Origin of the sequence: Enterobacter sp. MGH 33 (assembly GCF_000534535.1) — a bacterium.
Classification (GTDB): Bacteria; Pseudomonadota; Gammaproteobacteria; order Enterobacterales; family Enterobacteriaceae; genus Enterobacter; species Enterobacter hormaechei_C.
In genome coordinates, this window is sequence record NZ_KI973212.1 from 3,342,219 (window position 1) to 3,360,139 (window position 17,921).

The 17,921-nt window shown below is 57.1% G+C and carries 17 protein-coding genes; 5 read left to right on the top strand and 12 right to left on the bottom strand.

Going from position 1 to position 17,921, the window contains the following annotated elements:
* Nucleotides 1-63 precede the first annotated feature (63 nt).
* From L379_RS08460 to L379_RS08450, 3 genes are read right to left on the bottom strand one after another with little or no spacing between them, the layout of a single operon-like run.
* Nucleotides 64-534 carry a YehS family protein gene (locus L379_RS08460; RefSeq protein WP_032654261.1) on the bottom strand — a complete coding sequence of 157 codons (471 nt, stop codon included), beginning with the start codon at nt 532-534 and terminating at the stop codon, nt 64-66.
* A 46-nt stretch (nt 535-580) separates the two neighbouring features.
* Nucleotides 581-1,300 (bottom strand): two-component system response regulator BtsR, encoded by a 720-nt coding sequence (gene btsR / locus L379_RS08455; RefSeq protein WP_015572336.1) that lies wholly within the window; start codon nt 1,298-1,300, stop codon nt 581-583.
* The gene (locus L379_RS08450; RefSeq protein ID WP_032654264.1) at nt 1,294-2,979 is read right to left on the bottom strand and encodes a sensor histidine kinase; all 1,686 of its coding nucleotides are present in this window, start codon (nt 2,977-2,979) and stop codon (nt 1,294-1,296) included. Before L379_RS08450 ends, btsR begins: the two co-directional genes overlap by 7 nt.
* 218 nt (nt 2,980-3,197) lie before the next feature.
* Here L379_RS08450 and mlrA point away from each other — a divergent pair, with 218 nt between their 5' ends.
* Together mlrA and L379_RS25155 are read left to right on the top strand one after the other, a co-directional pair.
* The gene (mlrA, locus tag L379_RS08445) at nt 3,198-3,938 is read left to right on the top strand and encodes an HTH-type transcriptional regulator MlrA (RefSeq protein ID WP_003859273.1); all 741 of its coding nucleotides are present in this window, start codon (nt 3,198-3,200) and stop codon (nt 3,936-3,938) included.
* 69 nt (nt 3,939-4,007) lie between these two features.
* Entirely contained in the window at nt 4,008-4,121 is a 114-nt protein-coding gene (locus L379_RS25155; protein WP_017383372.1) for a protein YohO, read from the top strand.
* Here L379_RS25155 and L379_RS08440 read toward each other — a convergent pair.
* The 5 genes from L379_RS08440 to bglX form a co-directional block, all read right to left on the bottom strand.
* Nucleotides 4,096-4,833 carry an ABC transporter permease gene (locus L379_RS08440; RefSeq protein WP_032654268.1) on the bottom strand — a complete coding sequence of 246 codons (738 nt, stop codon included), beginning with the start codon at nt 4,831-4,833 and terminating at the stop codon, nt 4,096-4,098. The two genes, L379_RS25155 and L379_RS08440, sit on opposite strands and share 26 nt — an antisense overlap.
* Nucleotides 4,817-5,767, bottom strand: a complete 951-nt coding sequence (locus L379_RS08435) for an ABC transporter ATP-binding protein (protein WP_032654271.1) — start codon at nt 5,765-5,767, stop codon at nt 4,817-4,819. Before L379_RS08435 ends, L379_RS08440 begins: the two co-directional genes overlap by 17 nt.
* Nucleotides 5,760-6,917: an ABC transporter permease gene (locus L379_RS08430; RefSeq protein WP_032654273.1), complete on the bottom strand. Its 1,158-nt coding sequence runs from the start codon at nt 6,915-6,917 to the stop codon at nt 5,760-5,762. Before L379_RS08430 ends, L379_RS08435 begins: the two co-directional genes overlap by 8 nt.
* A gap of 12 nt (nt 6,918-6,929) precedes the next feature.
* The gene (locus tag L379_RS08425) at nt 6,930-7,847 is read right to left on the bottom strand and encodes a glycine betaine ABC transporter substrate-binding protein OsmF (RefSeq protein WP_015572333.1); all 918 of its coding nucleotides are present in this window, start codon (nt 7,845-7,847) and stop codon (nt 6,930-6,932) included.
* A gap of 136 nt (nt 7,848-7,983) precedes the next feature.
* Entirely contained in the window at nt 7,984-10,281 is a 2,298-nt protein-coding gene (gene bglX, locus L379_RS08420; RefSeq protein ID WP_032654276.1) for a beta-glucosidase BglX, read from the bottom strand.
* A 189-nt stretch (nt 10,282-10,470) separates the two neighbouring features.
* On the opposite strand from bglX, the gene dld reads away from it, so the two are divergent.
* Entirely contained in the window at nt 10,471-12,228 is a 1,758-nt protein-coding gene (gene dld, locus L379_RS08415; RefSeq protein WP_015572331.1) for a D-lactate dehydrogenase, read from the top strand.
* A 102-nt stretch (nt 12,229-12,330) separates the two neighbouring features.
* Complete coding sequence (locus L379_RS08410) at nt 12,331-12,885, top strand: GNAT family N-acetyltransferase (protein ID WP_015572330.1); 555 nt, start codon at nt 12,331-12,333, stop codon at nt 12,883-12,885.
* 105 nt (nt 12,886-12,990) lie between these two features.
* Here L379_RS08410 and pbpG read toward each other — a convergent pair whose 3' ends face one another.
* Nucleotides 12,991-13,914: a D-alanyl-D-alanine endopeptidase gene (gene pbpG, locus L379_RS08405; protein ID WP_015572329.1), complete on the bottom strand. Its 924-nt coding sequence runs from the start codon at nt 13,912-13,914 to the stop codon at nt 12,991-12,993.
* 167 nt (nt 13,915-14,081) lie between these two features.
* Nucleotides 14,082-14,669, bottom strand: coding sequence for a Yip1 family protein (locus L379_RS08400; protein ID WP_003859296.1), 588 nt, complete (start codon nt 14,667-14,669; stop codon nt 14,082-14,084).
* 157 nt (nt 14,670-14,826) lie between these two features.
* Between L379_RS08400 and L379_RS08395 the strand changes: the two genes are divergently transcribed.
* The gene (locus L379_RS08395; RefSeq protein ID WP_032654279.1) at nt 14,827-15,399 is read left to right on the top strand and encodes a DedA family protein; all 573 of its coding nucleotides are present in this window, start codon (nt 14,827-14,829) and stop codon (nt 15,397-15,399) included.
* Between the two features lie 89 nt (nt 15,400-15,488).
* Here the strand turns inward: L379_RS08395 and L379_RS08390 are convergent, their stop codons facing one another.
* On the bottom strand, nt 15,489-16,253 hold the full coding sequence (locus tag L379_RS08390; RefSeq protein ID WP_074169503.1) for an SDR family oxidoreductase: 765 nt from the start codon (nt 16,251-16,253) through the stop codon (nt 15,489-15,491).
* Between the two features lie 50 nt (nt 16,254-16,303).
* Nucleotides 16,304-17,722 carry a multidrug resistance outer membrane protein MdtQ gene (mdtQ, locus tag L379_RS08385; protein ID WP_032654282.1) on the bottom strand — a complete coding sequence of 473 codons (1,419 nt, stop codon included), beginning with the start codon at nt 17,720-17,722 and terminating at the stop codon, nt 16,304-16,306.
* Nucleotides 17,723-17,921 lie beyond the last annotated feature (199 nt).

Below are 17,921 nucleotides of genomic sequence, written 5' to 3' on the forward strand. Positions count from 1 at the left end.
TACGCTTGCACGGGCCTACGGGTTTTGTAGGCCGGGTCAGGCGAAGCCGCCATCCGGCTAAAATCACCCCTTCTGGTTATGCACCCGCTGCGTCAACCCACGCAGGAAATAACGCAGAAACTGATCCCCACACTCGCGGTAATTCTTATGATCCGGCGCGCGCATCATGGCGGTGATTTCCGGCATCGACACGCGAAATTTCTGCTCGGTCATGATCGCCAGAATGTCGTCAGTTTTCAGGGAGAAAGCAATACGCAGCTTTTTCAGCACCGTGTTGTTATTCACCCGACGCTCCAGCGCCAGCTCAGGCGCAGATTCATCTTTGCCGCGCTTGTCGTAGATGAGGCCATTCAGAAAGCCCGACAGAATAATGTCCGGGCAGCGAACAAAACTCTCTTCATCTTCTTTAGTCATCCAGGTGTCGAACCCGGCGGACGTGGATTCCATGTCGGAGAGCGCAAGAATGCGCACCATGTCATTATTGTTCGCTTTCAGGGTGTAGCGCAGGCTACGAAGAATATCGTTACTTAGCATAGAGCCTTCGAATGTCGATGATGCAATGGCGCGCAGTGTACCAGTTTTACAGCCCTATCGCCTCTTTCAAACTTTTCAGGTAGCGACGACTGACGGGAACGGTTTGCCCGGCACGTAACACCAGCTCGGCCTGGCCGTTATCCTCCAGACGGATCTCTTTCAGGTGCGCCATGTTCACCAGATACTGACGATGGCAGCGGATTAGCGGCGTGCGGCTCTCCAGCGTGCGCAGGGTCAGCTCGGTAAAGCCTTCGTTACCTTCAGCGCTGGTGACGTATACCCCGCTCAGACGGCTGCTGACAAAGGCAACGTCGTCCATTTGCAGGAGGTAAATCCGGCTGTGCCCGGTACAGGGTATAAACTTCAGGGGCTGCTGATGCTCCGGCAGCAGCGTCACGTCCTGCACGGTACGCTCCTGATGCAGGCGGGTCAGGGTCTTTTCAAGCCGTTTCTCTTCAATCGGCTTCAGCAGATAATCAAATGCGTGCTCTTCAAACGCCTTTACCGCGTACTCATCAAAGGCCGTCAGAAAGACGATATAGGGACGGTGCTCCGGGTCGAGCATTCCGACCATCTCCAGCCCGCTGATGCGCGGCATCTGAATATCGAGGAACAGCACGTCCGGGCGCAGTTTATGCACCGCACCGATGCCTTCAATCGCATTGGCACATTCCCCCACAACCTCGATATCACTCTGCTCCTGCAACAGAACACGCAGGTTTTCCCGTGCTAACGGCTCATCATCGACAATCAGCACTCTTAACATGCGTTCTCCTCCAGCGGCAATCGTAAGGTAATTCGGGTATAGCGGTCTGGCTCACAGGCGACGGTGATACCGCAGTCGTCACCAAAATGCGCGCGCAGGCGTTTATCCACCAGGCTCATGCCCAGACCGCCTGACGCGGAAGCTTCATACAGCCCCGCGTTGTCTTCAATATCCAGCACCAGATGGTGGTTAAAACGGGAAGCGGAAATCATAATCTCTCCAGTTCCCAGCAGCTGCGACGTCCCATGCTTAATGGCATTTTCTACAATCGGTTGCAGGGTAAAGGCCGGAAGATGCTGATACGCCAGATCGTCCGGGACGGATAACGACACCTGTAAACGTGACTGGAAGCGCGCTTTTTCAATTTGCAGATAGGCGTTTACATGCTCAATCTCGTCCGCGAGGGTGACGATCTCCGAGGGTCGCTTCAGATTTTTGCGGAAAAAGGTCGAGAGAAATTGCACCAGCTGCGCGGCCTGATCGCTGTCGCGGCGGATCACCGCCTTCAGCGTGTTGAGCGCGTTAAACAGGAAATGCGGGTTCACCTGAGCGTGCAGGAGCTTAATTTCTGACTGCGTCAGCAGCGCTTTTTGCCGTTCATACTGCCCCGCCAGGATTTGCGCCGAAAGCAGCTGGGCGATCCCCTCCCCCAGCGTGCGGTTGATGGAGCTGAACAGGCGGTTTTTGGCTTCGTAAAGCTTAATAGTGCCCATGACGCGCTGGTTTTCACCCCGCAGGGGAATGACCAGCGTAGAGCCGAGTTTGCACTGCGGATGCAGGGAACAGCGGTACGGCACTTCATTTCCGTCGGCATACACCACTTCACCCGTTTCAATAGCGCGCAGGGTATAGGCCGAGGAGATCGGTTTGCCCGGCAGATGGTGGTCGTCGCCGGTACCGGTAAACGCCAGCAGCTTCTCGCGATCGGTAATCGCCACGGCTCCGATATCCAGCTCTTTATACAGCACCTGCGCCACCTTCATACTGTTCTCCTCGTTGAATCCCTGCCGCAGGATCCCTTCCGTCGACGCCGCAACTTTTAAGGCGGTGGCAGAAAATGCCGAGGTGTATTTTTCGAACATGGCGCGTTTGTCGAGCAGAATGCGCATAAACAGCGCCGCACCTACGGTATTGGTGACCATCATCGGTGCGGCAATGCTGCTGACCAGATGTAACGCATCGTCAAACGGGCGCGCGATCAGCAGGATGATCGCCATCTGCGCCATTTCCGCCACGAAGGTAATCGCCCCTGCGGTAAAGGGACTGAACACTTTATCCGGGCGACCGCGCTTAATCATATAGCTGTGGACGAGACCACCGAGCAGCCCTTCGACGATGGTGGAGATCATGCAGCTCAGCGCCGTCATACCGCCCATCGAATAGCGGTGCAGGCCGCCGGTTAACCCCACCAGACCGCCGACAACCGGGCCTCCGAGCAGCCCGCCCATTACCGCGCCGATGGCGCGCGTATTGGCGATGGAATCTTCGATATGGAGACCAAACCAGGTCCCCATAATGCAGAATATGGAAAATACGACGTAGCAGAGGAATTTGTGCGGCAGACGGACGGTGACCTGCATCAGCGGGATAAACAGGCGCGTTTTGCTCATCAACCAGGCGATGACAAGGAACACGCACATCTGCTGAAGCAACAGCAGCACCAGATTAAACTCGTACATACTCACAAACCGCACATTCTAAAAACGCGTAACATACACTGATAGCGGTTAACTTTCTTTGAAACGTGCCAAAAAAGCGATAAATCGTGTCCGCCATCACACCTTTTGCCGGAGATAACCTGTCTTTCGTATAATTTGTACAAAAAAGAATCAAATCTTCCTGGTTCCGCAAAGTGGGTCTACAGTTAAGCTGGGGACGCGCAAGCCTGGGGGCGAAAATGGCGCTTTACACAATAGGTGAAGTGGCACTCCTGTGTGATATCAATCCCGTTACGCTACGGGCGTGGCAGCGACGGTATGGATTGCTTAAGCCGCAAAGAACGGACGGCGGGCACCGCCTGTTTAACGATGCGGATATTGACCGGATCCGCGAGATCAAAAGCTGGATCGACAATGGCGTACAGGTCGGCAAGGTGAAATCGCTTCTGAGCCAGGACGATCCTGATACGCAGCATCTCTGGCGCGAGCAGCAGGAAACGCTGCTGAGGCTGTTGCAGAGTGGCAATTTGCAGCGTCTGCGCGGCTGGATCAAAGAACAGGGTCGAGACTACCCGGCGCAAACCCTGATCACCCATCTTTTTATTCCCCTACGGCGTCGGCTTCAGTGTCAGCAAACCACCTTACAGGCACTGCTCAGCATGCTTGATGGCGTGCTGATTAACTATATTTCCGTCTGTCTTGCCTCAGCGCGGAATAAAAACAGCAAAGATGCGCTGGTGATCGGCTGGAACGTACACGATACCACCCGGCTGTGGCTCGAAGCCTGGATTGCCACCCAGCAGGGCTGGCGCGTTGACGTGCTTGCCCACTCCCTGGCCCAGCTCAGGCCGGAACTGTTTGAGGGACAGACGCTGCTGGTCTGGTGCGGCGAAGTCCCCTCCGCTTCCCAGCAGCAGCTCCTGACGGAATGGCGCGAACATGGTTATCCCGTTTACTCGCTGGGGCCAAATGCGTCGTAACGGCATTTAATGGTTCATTAACAGCTGCGCTTCACCGTATAATTGTTCCGTTAACAACAGGAGCACATGATGAAGGCAACGAAACTGGCCGTAATTACCCTCTTTGCACTGATGGCCATCAGCGGTATCGGTGGCGTTATGCTTGCAGGTTATTCATTTATTGTTCGCGGCGGTGTTGGCTGAGGTATCCGGCCAGGCGTTCAAACAGGCGATCCACCACAATCGCCGCCAGCGCAACCAGAACCGCCCCCTGAATAATGTAAGCCGTATTAAACCCGCTTAACCCGATAATGATCGGCGTTCCCAGCGTATTGGCTCCGACCGTCGAGGCGATGGTTGCCGTACCAATGTTGATAATCACGGACGTTCGCACGCCGGCGATAATCACCGGTGCGGCCAGCGGCAGTTCGACCTTCATCAGCCGCTGCCAGGCGCTCATCCCCATCCCTTCCGCTACGCTCAGCACCGATGCAGGCACCGCCGCAATCCCCGCCAGCGTCCCTTGCAGAATGGGCAACACGCCGTACAAAATCAGCGCAATGATGGCAGGCTCCTGCCCAAAACCGATCGCCGGCACGGCAATCGCCAGCACGGCCACCGGCGGGAAGGTCTGCCCCGTTGCGGCGATGGTCTCCACCAGCGGACGAAACTCCCTGCCCGCGGGTCTCGTCACCGCAATCCCGGCGCCTGTGCCCAGCACGATGGCAATCACGCTTGACACCGCCACCAGCCAGAAGTGCGCCAGGGTGAGATTAACAAAGCTCTCCTGCTGGTACACCGGGCGCGGCAGCCCGGGAATAAGCGCATTAAACAGCGCCGCGCTGTGCGGCATCAGGTAGAGTAAGGCGATAAACAGCCCTGTCAGCCAGAGTAACGGATCACGGACCCACTTCACGCGTCACCTCCCCCGCCAGCAGATCGCGAAAATGGATCGTCCCGCATGGCGTCCCCTGCCCGTCCGCAACGGGTAACACCTCGCACTGCCGGGCGACAAACGCCGACAGGGCATCGCGCAGGCTCATCCCATCGTGCAGCGGTTCACCACCGATTTGCGCATCGTGTGGACGCAGATAGTCCCTGACGGTGCGCAGCGAGAGCAGCCTGACGCCCAGCTCGCTGCGGCCAAAAAATTCACGCACAAAATCATTCGCCGGCGAGGTTAACAGCTCAAGCGGCGTACCCTGCTGGACGACTTCGCCGTGATCCATCAGTATCAGACGATCGGCCAGCCGCAGCGCTTCGTCGATATCATGCGTCACCAGCACGATGGTGCGCCCTAGAATACGGTGGATGCGACTCATCTCCGCCTGAAGTGCGCCGCGGGTGACCGGATCCAGCGCGCCGAAGGGCTCATCCATCAGCAGCACCTGCGGGTTAGCGGCCAGCGCGCGCGCCACCCCGACCCGCTGCTGCTGTCCGCCGGAAAGCTGGTGCGGATAGCGGTCGCGAAGCGACGCGTCCAGGCCCAGCAGCGCCATCAGCTCGTCGACACGCTCATTGATCTTCCCCCGGGACCATTTTTCCAGCTGTAGCACGGTGGCAATGTTCTGGGCCACCGTCCAGTGGGGAAACAGGCCGATGGACTGAATGGCGTAGCCCATACGCCGCCGCAGTTCCAGCACCGGCAGGCTGCGGATCTCCTCTCCGGCAAAGCGAATCGTCCCGCTGTCATGTTCCACCAGCCGGTTGATCATCTTCAGCGTCGTCGATTTTCCCGACCCCGACGTCCCGATCAATACCGAGAACGCCCCCTCGGCAAAATGCAGATTGAGGTGGCTTGCCGCCGGACGGCCCGCAAAGGTTTTACTCACATCATGAAATTCAATCATTGGCTCTTCTCCTGAGCAGCGCGAGCCACAGGGCAAACAATGCATCCAGTACGACCGCCAGCGCAATCGTGGGCACAACGCCCAGCAGCACCAGATCCAGCGCGCTGCTCAGCAGCCCCTGGAACACCAGTGCCCCAAAGCCGCCCGCCCCGATCAGCGCGGCAATCACCGCCATCCCCACGGTTTGCACCGTCACCACCCGCAGGCTGCGAACCAGCAGCGGAAGCGCAAGCGGCAGCTGTATTTTCCAGAAACACTGGCGCGCACTCATCCCCATCGCATGGGCGCTTTCCAGCACGTCAGGCGGAACCTGGCTTAACCCCACCACCACGCCGCGCACCAGCGGCAGCAGCGCATACAGCACAAGGGCGATAAGGGCAGGCGTCAGCCCGGTTCCGGCAATGCCTGCCGCGGCCAACGCAGGGAAGGATTTCACCAGACCGGCCAGGGGGGCAATCAACAGGCCAAACAGGGCAACGGAGGGGATGGTCTGAATAACGTTGAGCACGGTAAAGACGGCGCCCTGGCGGCTGGGATGCCGGTAGCACCCGATGCCCAGCGGCACGCCCAGCAGCAGCGCCGGGATCAGCGTCCCGAACAGGATCGTCAGATGTTGCGCCAGCGCGTTGTCAAACACCTCCTGGCGGTTGGCGTACTCTTTTAACAGCGAGAGTTGATTCAGATCGCCGCTGAAGAGGATCAGCAGAGGGATAACCCAGAATTGCGCGTTCAGCAGCCAGCGCCAGACGGGTAGCGGCGTGAGACGGCGAATGGCATCGCTACAGACCAGCAGACAAAGTGCCAGCCACAGCCACAGCCCGCTGCCAATCGACGTGCGCGCCAGCGGGCTTTCAACCGAGGCCATCTGCGTTGCCGCCTGTCCCGCGCTCCAGAACAGCACGATAAACAGTGCTTCGCTGAGCAGAAGCGTCAGCCAAAGGGCGGCTCGCCCTGGCCAGAAGGCTAAGGCTACAGTACTCGCCAGCGCCGCGCCCAGCAGTAGCGGCGTAAATGACCAGATCTGCCAGAGCGCGCGCGGTTCGCCCGACACCAGACGGTTTGGCGCGACATTTACAAAGGGTAACGCGACCGCCGCAATGGCCACACAGGCCAACAGCAGCAGGACGCGGTTATAACATTTTATTGGCACAGCCTTGTCCCGTTACTTCACAAGCCCTTGTTGTTTCAGGAAGTCGGCAGCCACCTTTTTGGCATCCAGCCCCTCAACGGCAATGCTGGCATTCAGCTGTTGCAGCGTTTTCGCATCCAGTTTTTCAAACACCGGTTTGAGCCATTCCGCAATATCCGGGTAGGCTTTCAGCACCGCCTCGCGCACGACCGGGGTTGGGGCGTAAATGGGCTGAACGCCTTTCGGGTCGGTCAGGGTTTGCAGACCAAGCGCCGCGACCGGGCCGTCGGTGCCGTAGGCCATCGCCGCGTTGACGCCGGAGGTTTGCTGCGCCGCCGCCTTAATGGTCACCGCCGTGTCGCCGCCCGCCAGCGAGAGCAACTGGGACTGATCGAGCTTGAAATCATAGGCTTTTTCAAACGCTGGCAGGGCATCAGCGCGTTCGATAAACTCTGCCGAGGCCGCGAGCTTAAACTCGCCCTTCTCTTTCAGGTAGCGGCTGAGATCGTCAAGCGAGGTGAGCTTGCCTTTCTCGGCAATATCTTTACGCACCGCGATGGTCCAGGTGTTGTTGGCCGGTGCCGGCGTAAGCCAGACCAGCTTATTTTTTTCCGCGTCCAGCTTTTTGACTTTTTCGTACCCGGCTTTGGCATTTTTCCAGGCCGGATCGTTTTCATCCTTGAAGAAGAATGCCCCGTTGCCGGTGTATTCCGGGTAGATATCCAGCTCGCCGGACGTGATGGCACCGCGTACGACAGGTGTGGTGCCAAGCTGTACTTTATTGACCGTTTTCACGCCGTGGCTTTCGAGTACCTGCAAAATGATATTGCCGAGCAACGCGCCCTCGGTATCAATTTTGGAACCCACCTTAACCGGCTCTGCGGCCTGTAGCGGCAGGCTTAGCGCCGCCAGAAGCACCGCCGATCCTGTTATCCCCTTAATAATCGTCATTCTGCTTTCCTCATTATTTTGTGGCCTTTTTCATAGGCTTGAGACAAAAGCGTAGCTTAAAACAGCGAATTTAACCGTTTTTCGTACAAGATGAGAGGCATCCCCCGCCAGGCGGGGGATGGGGAGGAAGGTAAGATTATTGCAGCTCGAATTCGGCTTTGTTCACGCGGGCGGAATCCACGCCAATGAAGACGTTGAATTTGCCAGGCTCGGCATCGTATTTCATCTGCTGATTCCAGAACTTCAGCGCATTCACGTCAATCGGGAAGCTGACCGTTCTGGTTTCGCCCGGTTTCAGGTTGACCTTCTCGAAGCCGCGCAGCTGTTTCACCGGACGGCTCATGGAGGCCGTGACATCCTGAATGTACATCTGGATCACCGTCGCGCCTTCGCGTTTGCCGCTGTTGGTCACCTCCACGCTGGCGGTCACTTTGCCGTCATGCTTCAGGGTCGGCGCTGACATTTTCACGTCAGAGACCTTAAAGGTGGTGTAGCTCAGGCCATAGCCAAACGGATACAGCGGGCCGTTCGCCTCATCGAAATAACGAGACGTGTACTTGTTCGGCTTGTCGGCGTTATACGGACGACCGGTGTTCAGGTGGCTGTAGTAAACCGGGATCTGCCCGACGGAGCGCGGGAAGGACATCGGCAGCTTGCCGGACGGGTTGTAATCGCCAAACAGCACGTCGGCAATGGCGTTACCGCCTTCGGTACCGGCGAACCAGGTTTCCAGAATGGCGTCAGCCTGCTGGTCTTCTTTCACCAGCGCCAGCGGACGCCCGTTCATCAGCACCAGCACCAGCGGCTTGCCGGTGGCTTTCAGGGCCGCGATCAGATCGCGCTGGCTTTGCGGGATGGTAATGTCGGTACGGCTGGAGGCTTCGTGCGCCATCCCCTGCGCTTCACCCACCACCGCGACCACCACGTCGGACTGCTTCGCGGCGTTCACCGCTTCGTCGATCATCTCTTTCGGCGTGCGCGGATCCACCTTCACCGCTTCCTCGTACTGGTTGAGGAAGGTCACGATGTCTTTATCGTTGGTGACGTTCGCGCCTTTGGCGTAAACCACTTTTGCATTATCACCCACGGCGCTCTTAATGCCGGTCAGCACGGTAACGGACTGATCCGCCACGCCTGCGGCGGACCAGCTGCCCATGACGTCGCGCTTGCTGTCGGCCAGCGGACCAACCACGGCAATGGTGCCGGATTTTTTCAGCGGCAGCGTGTCGAGACGGTTTTTCAGCAGCACCAGGCTTTCGCGCGCTACTTCCCGGGCTTCCTTACGGTGCAGACGGCTTTCGGCGTTAGTGTCCGCCGGGTCTGAATCCTTCGGCCCCAGATGGCTGTAAGGATCGTTAAACAGCCCCATGTCATATTTCACGTTCAGCACGTGGCGAGCGGCGTCGTCCAGCTCTGCCATCGTCACTTTGCCGCTCTTCACCAGCCCCGGCAGGTATTTGCTGTAGTACTCGTCGCTCATGCTCATGTTGATGCCGGACTTGAGCGCCACGCGTACCGCGTCTTCCGGATCGGACGCCGTGCCGTGTTTAATCAGCTCTTTAATCGCGCCGTGGTCAGAGACGGTAATGCCCTTAAAGCCCCACTGGTCGCGCAACACGTCTTTCAGCAGCCACGAATCGGAGGTGGCAGGCGTGCCGTTGAGAGAGTTCAGCGCTACCATCACCGCGCCGCTCCCCGCGTCCAGCCCTGCCTTGTATGGCGGCATGTAGTCGTTAAACAGGCGCTGTGGGCTCATGTCGACGGTGTTGTACTCTTTACCGCCCTCCACCGCGCCATAGGCGGCGAAGTGCTTGACGCTGGTCATGACCGAGTAACGATCTGCCGGGCTTTTGCCCTGCATCGCTTCCACCATGGTTTTGCCCATCGTGGCGGTTAAATACGTGTCTTCACCGAAGCCCTCCGAAGCGCGGCCCCAGCGCGGATCGCGGGAGACGTCAACCATCGGCGCCCAGGTCATATTCAGGCCGTCGTCTGCGGCTTCATATGCCGAAACGCGCCCGACGGTTTTCACCGCATCAAGATTAAAAGAGGAGGCTAAGCCGAGGCTAATCGGGAAGACGGTACGCTGGCCGTGCACCACGTCATAAGCGAAGAACAGTGGAATTTTCAGGCGGCTCAGCTCCATCACCTGATCCTGCATCTTGCGGATATCCTGGCGGGTAACGGTGTTAAAAATGGCCCCTACCTGCCCGTCTTTGATCATCTCGCGAATGGCTTCTTTCGGGTTATCCGGACCGACGCTGATCAGGCGCAGCTGGCCGATTTTCTCATCGACCGTCATCTTTTTGAGTAAATCCGTGACAAAGGCGTCGCGGGCTTCGGGCGTGAGCGGGTGATTACCAAACAAATCCTCTGCCAGCGCAGGTTGCAGCGCCAGGCTGACGGCGACACCTACAGAACATAGCCATTTCATGTTGTTATTCTCTCTCATCAATAACCGCGGGAAGCACCCGGCCAGACCGTGCGAAAAGCGCAGTGTGCCATAAAGCCTGAAAACCTTGCAGGGTTATTCTCTGATTTTTCTCATGAATACCCGACCGCTCAACGGCTAATCGCGCTATGCTTTACAGCGAGAAATTTGCCCCACCACAAGGAGTGGAAGATGTCTTCTGTTCGAACTGACGATAACACTACATTTATTAACGAACTGTCTCGCCTGGTTGGTCACTCTCACCTGCTTACCGACCCGGCCAAAACCGCCCGCTATCGTAAGGGCTTTCGCTCCGGCCAGGGCGACGCGCTGGCGGTAGTCTTCCCCGGTACGTTGCTCGAACTGTGGCGCGTGCTCAGCGCCTGCGTTGCGGCAGACAAGATTATTTTAATGCAGGCTGCGAATACCGGCCTGACCGAAGGCTCCACGCCGAACGGCAACGATTACGATCGTGACATCGTGATTATCAGCACCCTGCGCCTCGACAAACTGCACCTGCTGGACAAGGGCGAACAGGTGCTCGCCTTCCCCGGCACCACGCTTTACTCGCTGGAAAAAGCGCTTAAGCCGCTGGGACGCGAACCGCACTCGGTGATCGGCTCATCGTGCATTGGCGCCTCGGTGATCGGCGGGATCTGCAATAACTCCGGCGGCTCGCTGGTGCAGCGCGGCCCGGCTTACACGGAAATGTCGCTGTTCGCCCGTATCGATGAAAACGGCAAGCTGACGCTGGTTAACCATCTGGGGATCGATCTGGGCGTAACGCCAGAGCAGATCCTCAGCAAACTCGACGATGACCGCGTAAAGGACGAAGACGTTCAGCACGATGGCCGTCACGCGCATGACCACGATTACATCACCCGCGTGCGCGATATCAATGCCGATACGCCGGCGCGCTATAACGCCGATCCGGATCGCCTGTTTGAATCCTCCGGCTGCGCGGGCAAGCTGGCCGTTTTTGCGGTGCGCCTCGATACCTTCCCGGCAGAGAAAAAGCAGCAGGTGTTTTACATCGGCACCAATCAGCCGGAGGTGCTGACGGAGATCCGTCGTCATATTCTGGCCGAGTTCACTCACCTGCCGGTGGCGGGCGAGTATATGCACCGGGACATTTACGACATCGCCGAGCGCTACGGCAAAGATACCTTCCTGATGATCGACAAGCTCGGCACCGACAAAATGCCGTTCTTCTTCACTATGAAGGGCCGCACCGACGCGATGCTGGAGAAAGTATCGTTGTTCAAACCGCACTTCACCGACCGCTTTATGCAGAAGCTGGGTAACGTCTTCCCGGCGCATTTACCGGAGCGGATGAAGACCTGGCGCGACAAGTATGAGCACCATCTGCTGCTGAAAATGGCCGGGGACGGAATTGCCGAAGCGCAGAGCTGGCTCACCGAATTCTTCAAAACCGCCGACGGGGATTTCTTTGCCTGTACGCCGGAAGAAGGCAGCAAAGCCTTCCTGCACCGCTTCGCCGCGGCGGGTGCTGCCATCCGTTATCAGGCGGTGCATTCCGAAGAGGTGGAGGATATTCTGGCGCTGGATATCGCCCTGCGTCGCAACGATACCGAGTGGTTTGAACATCTGCCGCCGGAGATCGACAGCAAGCTGGTGCATAAGCTCTATTACGGCCACTTTATGTGCTATGTCTTCCATCAGGATTACATCGTCAAAAAAGGGGTTGATGCACACGCGCTGAAAGAACAGATGCTGGCGCTGCTGCACGAGCGTGGCGCGCAATATCCTGCCGAGCACAACGTAGGACACCTGTACAAAGCGCCGGAGACGCTTAAACAGTTTTATCGCAAAAATGACCCTACAAACAGTATGAACCCGGGCATTGGTAAGACAACGCGGAAGAAATACTGGAAAGAGAGTGCCGAAACAGAGGAACACAATACGCAAGCCTCTGATGAACTCTTATAGCCAAATTTAAGAGATTGTTAAGCCCTCCTCAAACGTACTAGAGTATCTGCCTGTTGCCAGAGAAACGTTTCTCTGGCTTTCCAAACAAGGAGCGGGCAGAACATGTCGGCTGTAGAAATTTTCCCCGAAACTGAAATCGAGGTGCGCGACGCCCTTCCTGACGATGCGCATGCCATCTCGGCGATATACGCCTGGCATGTGCTTCATGGCCGTGCGTCCTTCGAGGAAATTCCTCCCACCGTCGATGAGATGCGTCAGCGGATGAAGAGCGTGACCGACAGCGGTTTACCGTGGCTGGTTGCGCTGTATCGCGGCATTGTTGTCGGCTACTGCTACGCCACGTTTTATCGTCCACGCCAGGCCTACCGGTACACCCTTGAGGAATCCATCTATGTGGATGCCAGCACTACCGGGCGCGGGTTTGGCTCGGCCTTACTCCAGGCACTGATCGCCCGTTGTGAACAAGGACCCTGGCGGCAGATGATTGCCGTGGTTGGTGACGGAAACAATAATGCGGGATCGTTACGGCTGCATAAAAAACATGGCTTCGAGGTTGTCGGTCAACTGCGCAGCGTGGGGTATAAGAAGGGCGACTGGCGGGATACGTTGATCATGCAGCGTCCACTCAACGATGGTGACTGGACGCTGCCGGAGTAGGCGCTTTCGCCCGGTGGCGCTTCGCTTACCGGGCCTACGTATCGGGGCCGCTTTAGGGCCGTAGGCCGGGTAAGGCGAAGCCGCCACCCGGCACAGACAGGCGGCTCAGTCGTTCTGCGCCGTCGCCATCTGTTCCGCTTTCTGCTTTTTATACGCCAGCGCTGAAGCCGGCACCGGCTGCACTTTCCCGGTTTCAATCCAGGTGCGCAGGCGGCTGGCGTCCGCAAAGTGGGTATATTTGCCGAAAGCATCCATCACCACCAGCGCCACTGGCTTACCGTTAAACACGGTGCGCATCACCAGGCAGTGCCCTGCCGCATTAGTGAATCCGGTCTTGGTTAACTGAATATTCCAGTTATCGCGATACACCAGATGGTTAGTGTTGCGGAACGGCAGCGTATACGCCGGGTTCGAGAATGTCGCCATCTCCTCACGCGTGGTACTGAGCTGACCGATCAGCGGGTATTGCTTACTGGCGATCAGCAGCTTGGTTAAATCACGCGCCGTCGAGACGTTATGAATCGACAGACCGGTTGGCTCTACGAAATGGGTATTTTTCATCCCCAGCGCTTTGGCTTTGGCGTTCATCGCGCGGATAAACGCGTCGTAACCACCAGGATAATGGTGGGCAAGGCTTGCCGCCGCGCGGTTCTCAGAGGACATCAGCGCCAGCAGCAGCATATTTTTACGGCTGATTTCACTGTTCAGACGCACGCGAGAGTAGATCCCTTTCATCTCTGGCGTGTGGCTGATATCCACCTTCAGCTTTTCGTCCAGCGGCAGTCGTGCATCAAGCACCACCATCGCGGTCATGACTTTGGTTATGGAAGCGATCGGGCGCACCAGATCCGGATGACTGGCGTAGATCACCTTGTTGGTATTCAGGTCAACGATCATCGCGCTGCCGGACGCAATCTGGGGTTGCGCAGCAGCGGTGGCGACTGCGGTCGTTTTGGCGATGGCTGGCGCGGTAGCGGAGACGCCCAGCAGCAGCGCAAGACTAAGGAGTGACACTCGAAATTTCAGCATGATGAGACTTCTGATAATGATTCACGCACGTTATGACGTACACCGCCTGTGTCAACGGATAAACACAGGCTGGCTTCGGCATCATAGCGATCACCGTGCGTTGTCGCCAGCGGAGAATCATAACCAGATGCTGCATTGCTGGCATTTACGCCAGCAATGCAGGGAACTTAAAAGAGACGGTATCCATAACCCCAAAGAATAACTGTCAGGGCCAGTAGCGCCTCAAGGACCAGTACGCCGATGGCAAGCGTAGAGCTGGAGAAGCTCAGGCCCTCTTCTTTATTGATATTGAGGAAGGTTGGCACCCCTACATACAGCAGATAACCGGTGTAAAAGAGGGCAACCGTACCGATCAGCGCGCACAGCCAGACCAGTGGATAGAGCGCGACAATACCGCTCAAAAACAGCGGGGTCGCGACGTATCCGGCGAAGACCATACAGTGTGCCAGCGACGGGCGCTGCGGATAGTTGCGCGCCATCCAGTGGATGACCCGCCCCATCACCGCCACCCCGGCCAGCATCAGGCCATAAAACAGAATGGCCAGGTACAGTCCGGTAAACCAGGAAAGCTGAACCACGGTGCCGTCACCAAAGTTCCAGCCTATCTGCGTAGTACCAATAAACGCGCAGACCACCGGCACCGCTGCCATCAGCAGGACATGGTGGGTATAGTGATGCGCGACCGTTTCGTTCTCGTTACGGATCACCTGCATTTCACGATCGGGATGGGAGAAAAGTCCCCAGACATGGTTCATAACGCCCCCTTGTTGTCGGCCCGTCAGCGATAGCTTAAGTATAATGCAGGCTTTAGATTATTTTATGTACAGTGGGAAATTTCCGTTGATTGCCGCGCGGTTGATGGATGGGGTATATGATTAACGCAGGCACAGTAAGGGAGATGACGTTTACGTAATGGATATCAACGGTCTTATTGAACAATATGGATACGCCGCGCTGGTGATCGGCAGCGTCGCGGAAGGCGAAACCATCACGCTGCTGGGCGGGGTGGCCGCACATCAGGGATTGCTGAAATTCTCGCTGGTGGTCGCCGCCGTCGCGTTGGGCGGTATGATTGGCGATCAGCTGCTCTACTTTCTGGGGCTGCGCTTTGGCCCGACGCTTTTGCAACGTTTTGCTAAGCATCAAAAGAAAATTCGCCGTGCTCAGCGGATTATCCAGCGACGTCCCTGGCTGTTTGTGATTGGTACCCGCTTTATGTACGGCTTTCGCATCATCGGGCCAATACTGATTGGCGCGAGCCGCTTACCGCCGAAAATCTTCCTGCCGCTGAACATTCTCGGGGCGATTGCCTGGGCACTGATTTTCACCACGCTTGGCTACGTGGGTGGCGAAGTAATAGGTCCGTGGCTGCATAATCTCGATCAACATCTTAAACACTGGGCCTGGTTGATCCTGGTTGTTGCGGTGGTGATTGTGGTACGGCTGTGGCTCAAGCATCGCGAAAAGCGGCGGGATGAAGAGTGAGTTCGGCCTGCTGCCCCTCACCCTACCCCTCTCCCCAAACGCTATACACCCTCTCCCCTTGGGGGAGAGGGCTGAGGTGAGGGGAATGCTTATTCCGCAGGCTTAAACTGCGGATTCGCCAGCATAAAACCGCCGTCGACGATAAACGACTGCCCGGTGGTGTAGCTGGCGTCGCTGTCACACAGCCACGCCACCAGGCTGGCAATTTCTTTGGTATGCCCTGGCCGTGCCAGCGGGATTTCCGGCATTGCGCCTTCTTTCACTTCGCTGTCGTCCATATCATTCATCGGCGTGGCGATCGCTCCGGGCGCAACGGCGTTCACCAGAATCTTATGTTTAACCAACTCCAGCGCCATCGACTTTGTTAACCCGCCCAGCGCATGTTTGGCCGCCGTATAGGCGCTGGCGTCCGGCAATGGCGTATGTTCATGCACCGAGGTGATATTCACGATCCGCCCCCCTTCCCCCTGCTTCACCATCTGACGCGCCGCGATTTGCGAGCAGAGAAACGCGCCGTCCACGTCAACGGTGAATATGTGCCGCCAGTCGTCAAACGACAGGTCCAGAAATGGCGCTTTATTCATCGCCCCGGCATTGTTAACCAGCACATCCAGCCGCCCAAAACGCGTAATCAGGTTTTCAATGGCCTTTGCGCCTTCCGGCAAATTGCTTAAGTCGAGATGAATGGCCTCGGCACGCTGCCCGCGCGCTTCAATTTCACGGCAGGTTGCCAGCGCCCCTTTCTCATCTGAATGCCAGGTTACTCCGACATCAAACCCGCGTTCGGCCAGCATCAGGGCCGTCGTTTTGCCAATTCCTGAATCCGATGCGGTAACAATTGCGACTCGCGTCATACTCACCTCCTGATAATCTGCAAAGAGGTAAGTATAGATAATGCGCAATGTTAGCCGTGATGATATCCGCCACCCAGCGCGGAGGTGAGCTGGAGCGTGGCATCCACGTACTGACCTTTCAGCATGAACCCGGTAATACGCTCTTTGAGCGCCGGAATTTTTGCTTCACTCACCCGGGAGCCGGCAATGATCCCGGCGCTGAAACGCGCCTGTGCCAGCGCAACGACGCGCGCCGCATCTTTTTCGATCTGCTGCTGGTGCTGATTTTTGGCGGTCAGCGTTTCCACTTCGCTGGCCGTCCGGGCAACCTGGTTTACGGCATCTACCACGGCCTTGTTGTAGTTCGCCACGGAGAGGTTGTTTTGCGCCTGGGCGATATCCAGGTTCGCATTCAACCGACCGCTGTCAAAAATTGGCAGCGTCAGCCCGGCGGTTACGCCCATTTGCTGCGCAGATAAGCGGAACAGGTCACTCAGGTGCAATGCATCCTGCTGCAAGAATGCCATCAAATTGATGTCAGGGTAGAACGCGGCTCTGGCGGCATCCACTTCGCTCATGGATGCTTCGATATACCAGTGCGCCTCCTGCAAATCCGGGCGCCGAGCCAGCAGTTCATAACCGAGCGTTGATGGCAACGACGCCTCTGCGTCAGGTAAGGCATGCCGGGCGAGCGTGACTGAAGGGGTATGGGTCAACGCATTCAGACGCGCCTCAATGACCTTCATTTTGCCGTGCACGTCAGCGAGCTGTTCATCGGTTTTGCTGGCATTAATATCCGTTTCAACGCCTTCCACCGAGGAGGTAATGCCGTGCTGATAAAGCTCACGATCGGCACCGTTGATATTTTCCTGCTCCCGTTTGATTTGCGCGAGTACGTCACCCACCGCGGCCTCGGTCTGCCAGTCCCAGTACAGCCGCGCGACGCTGCTGGCGAGCAGCTGGCGGGTCTGCTCCAGCTCCGCTTTTTGCGCATTCACCTGACCGATGCGGGCCTCAATTTGGGCGCGGTTTTTACCCCATAAATCCAAATCCCAACCCGCCGTCAGACCAAAGGTGCCGTTGGTGTACCAGGGGCCGGTTGTCCCCGCCGCCGGATCGGTCAGCGCAAATGGACCCATCAGCCCCTCTGCCGACATTTTTTGCCGTTCAACATCTGCGGAAAAATCCAGCTGTGGACCCTCAGCAGCGACAGCGGCTTTCGCCTGTGCTTCCGCCAGGGTAATACGCTGACGGGCAATTTGCATATCCGGCGCATCCGCCAGCGCTTTGTCGATCAGCGCGTTGAGCTGGGGGTCGTTAAAGTCTTTCCACCATTCGCTTTTTGGCCAGTCGGCATGACGCAGTTGGGTATTTACAGCTGCGGCGGCGGCTTGCGTTTTTACTGGAGACACCGTGGCATGTTCCGGCGCGCAGGCGGCCAGCATAAAAACAAGAGGAGCACTCAGAGATAAAGTAAGAGAACGTTTCATTACGCCATGAACTCAAAAAAATAAAGGCGCAACTTACGCTTACTGACGTTCCGTTTTTTAGTAACGCGTGGCAATCTGCATATTGTTATACATTTTCATATCCGGAAATTTATTCTCCAAGACAATGATTTAATTTCATGTATTCATGCTAATTATGAATTGGCTGCTACACTTACTTCGACAGACATACGCAGGAGAG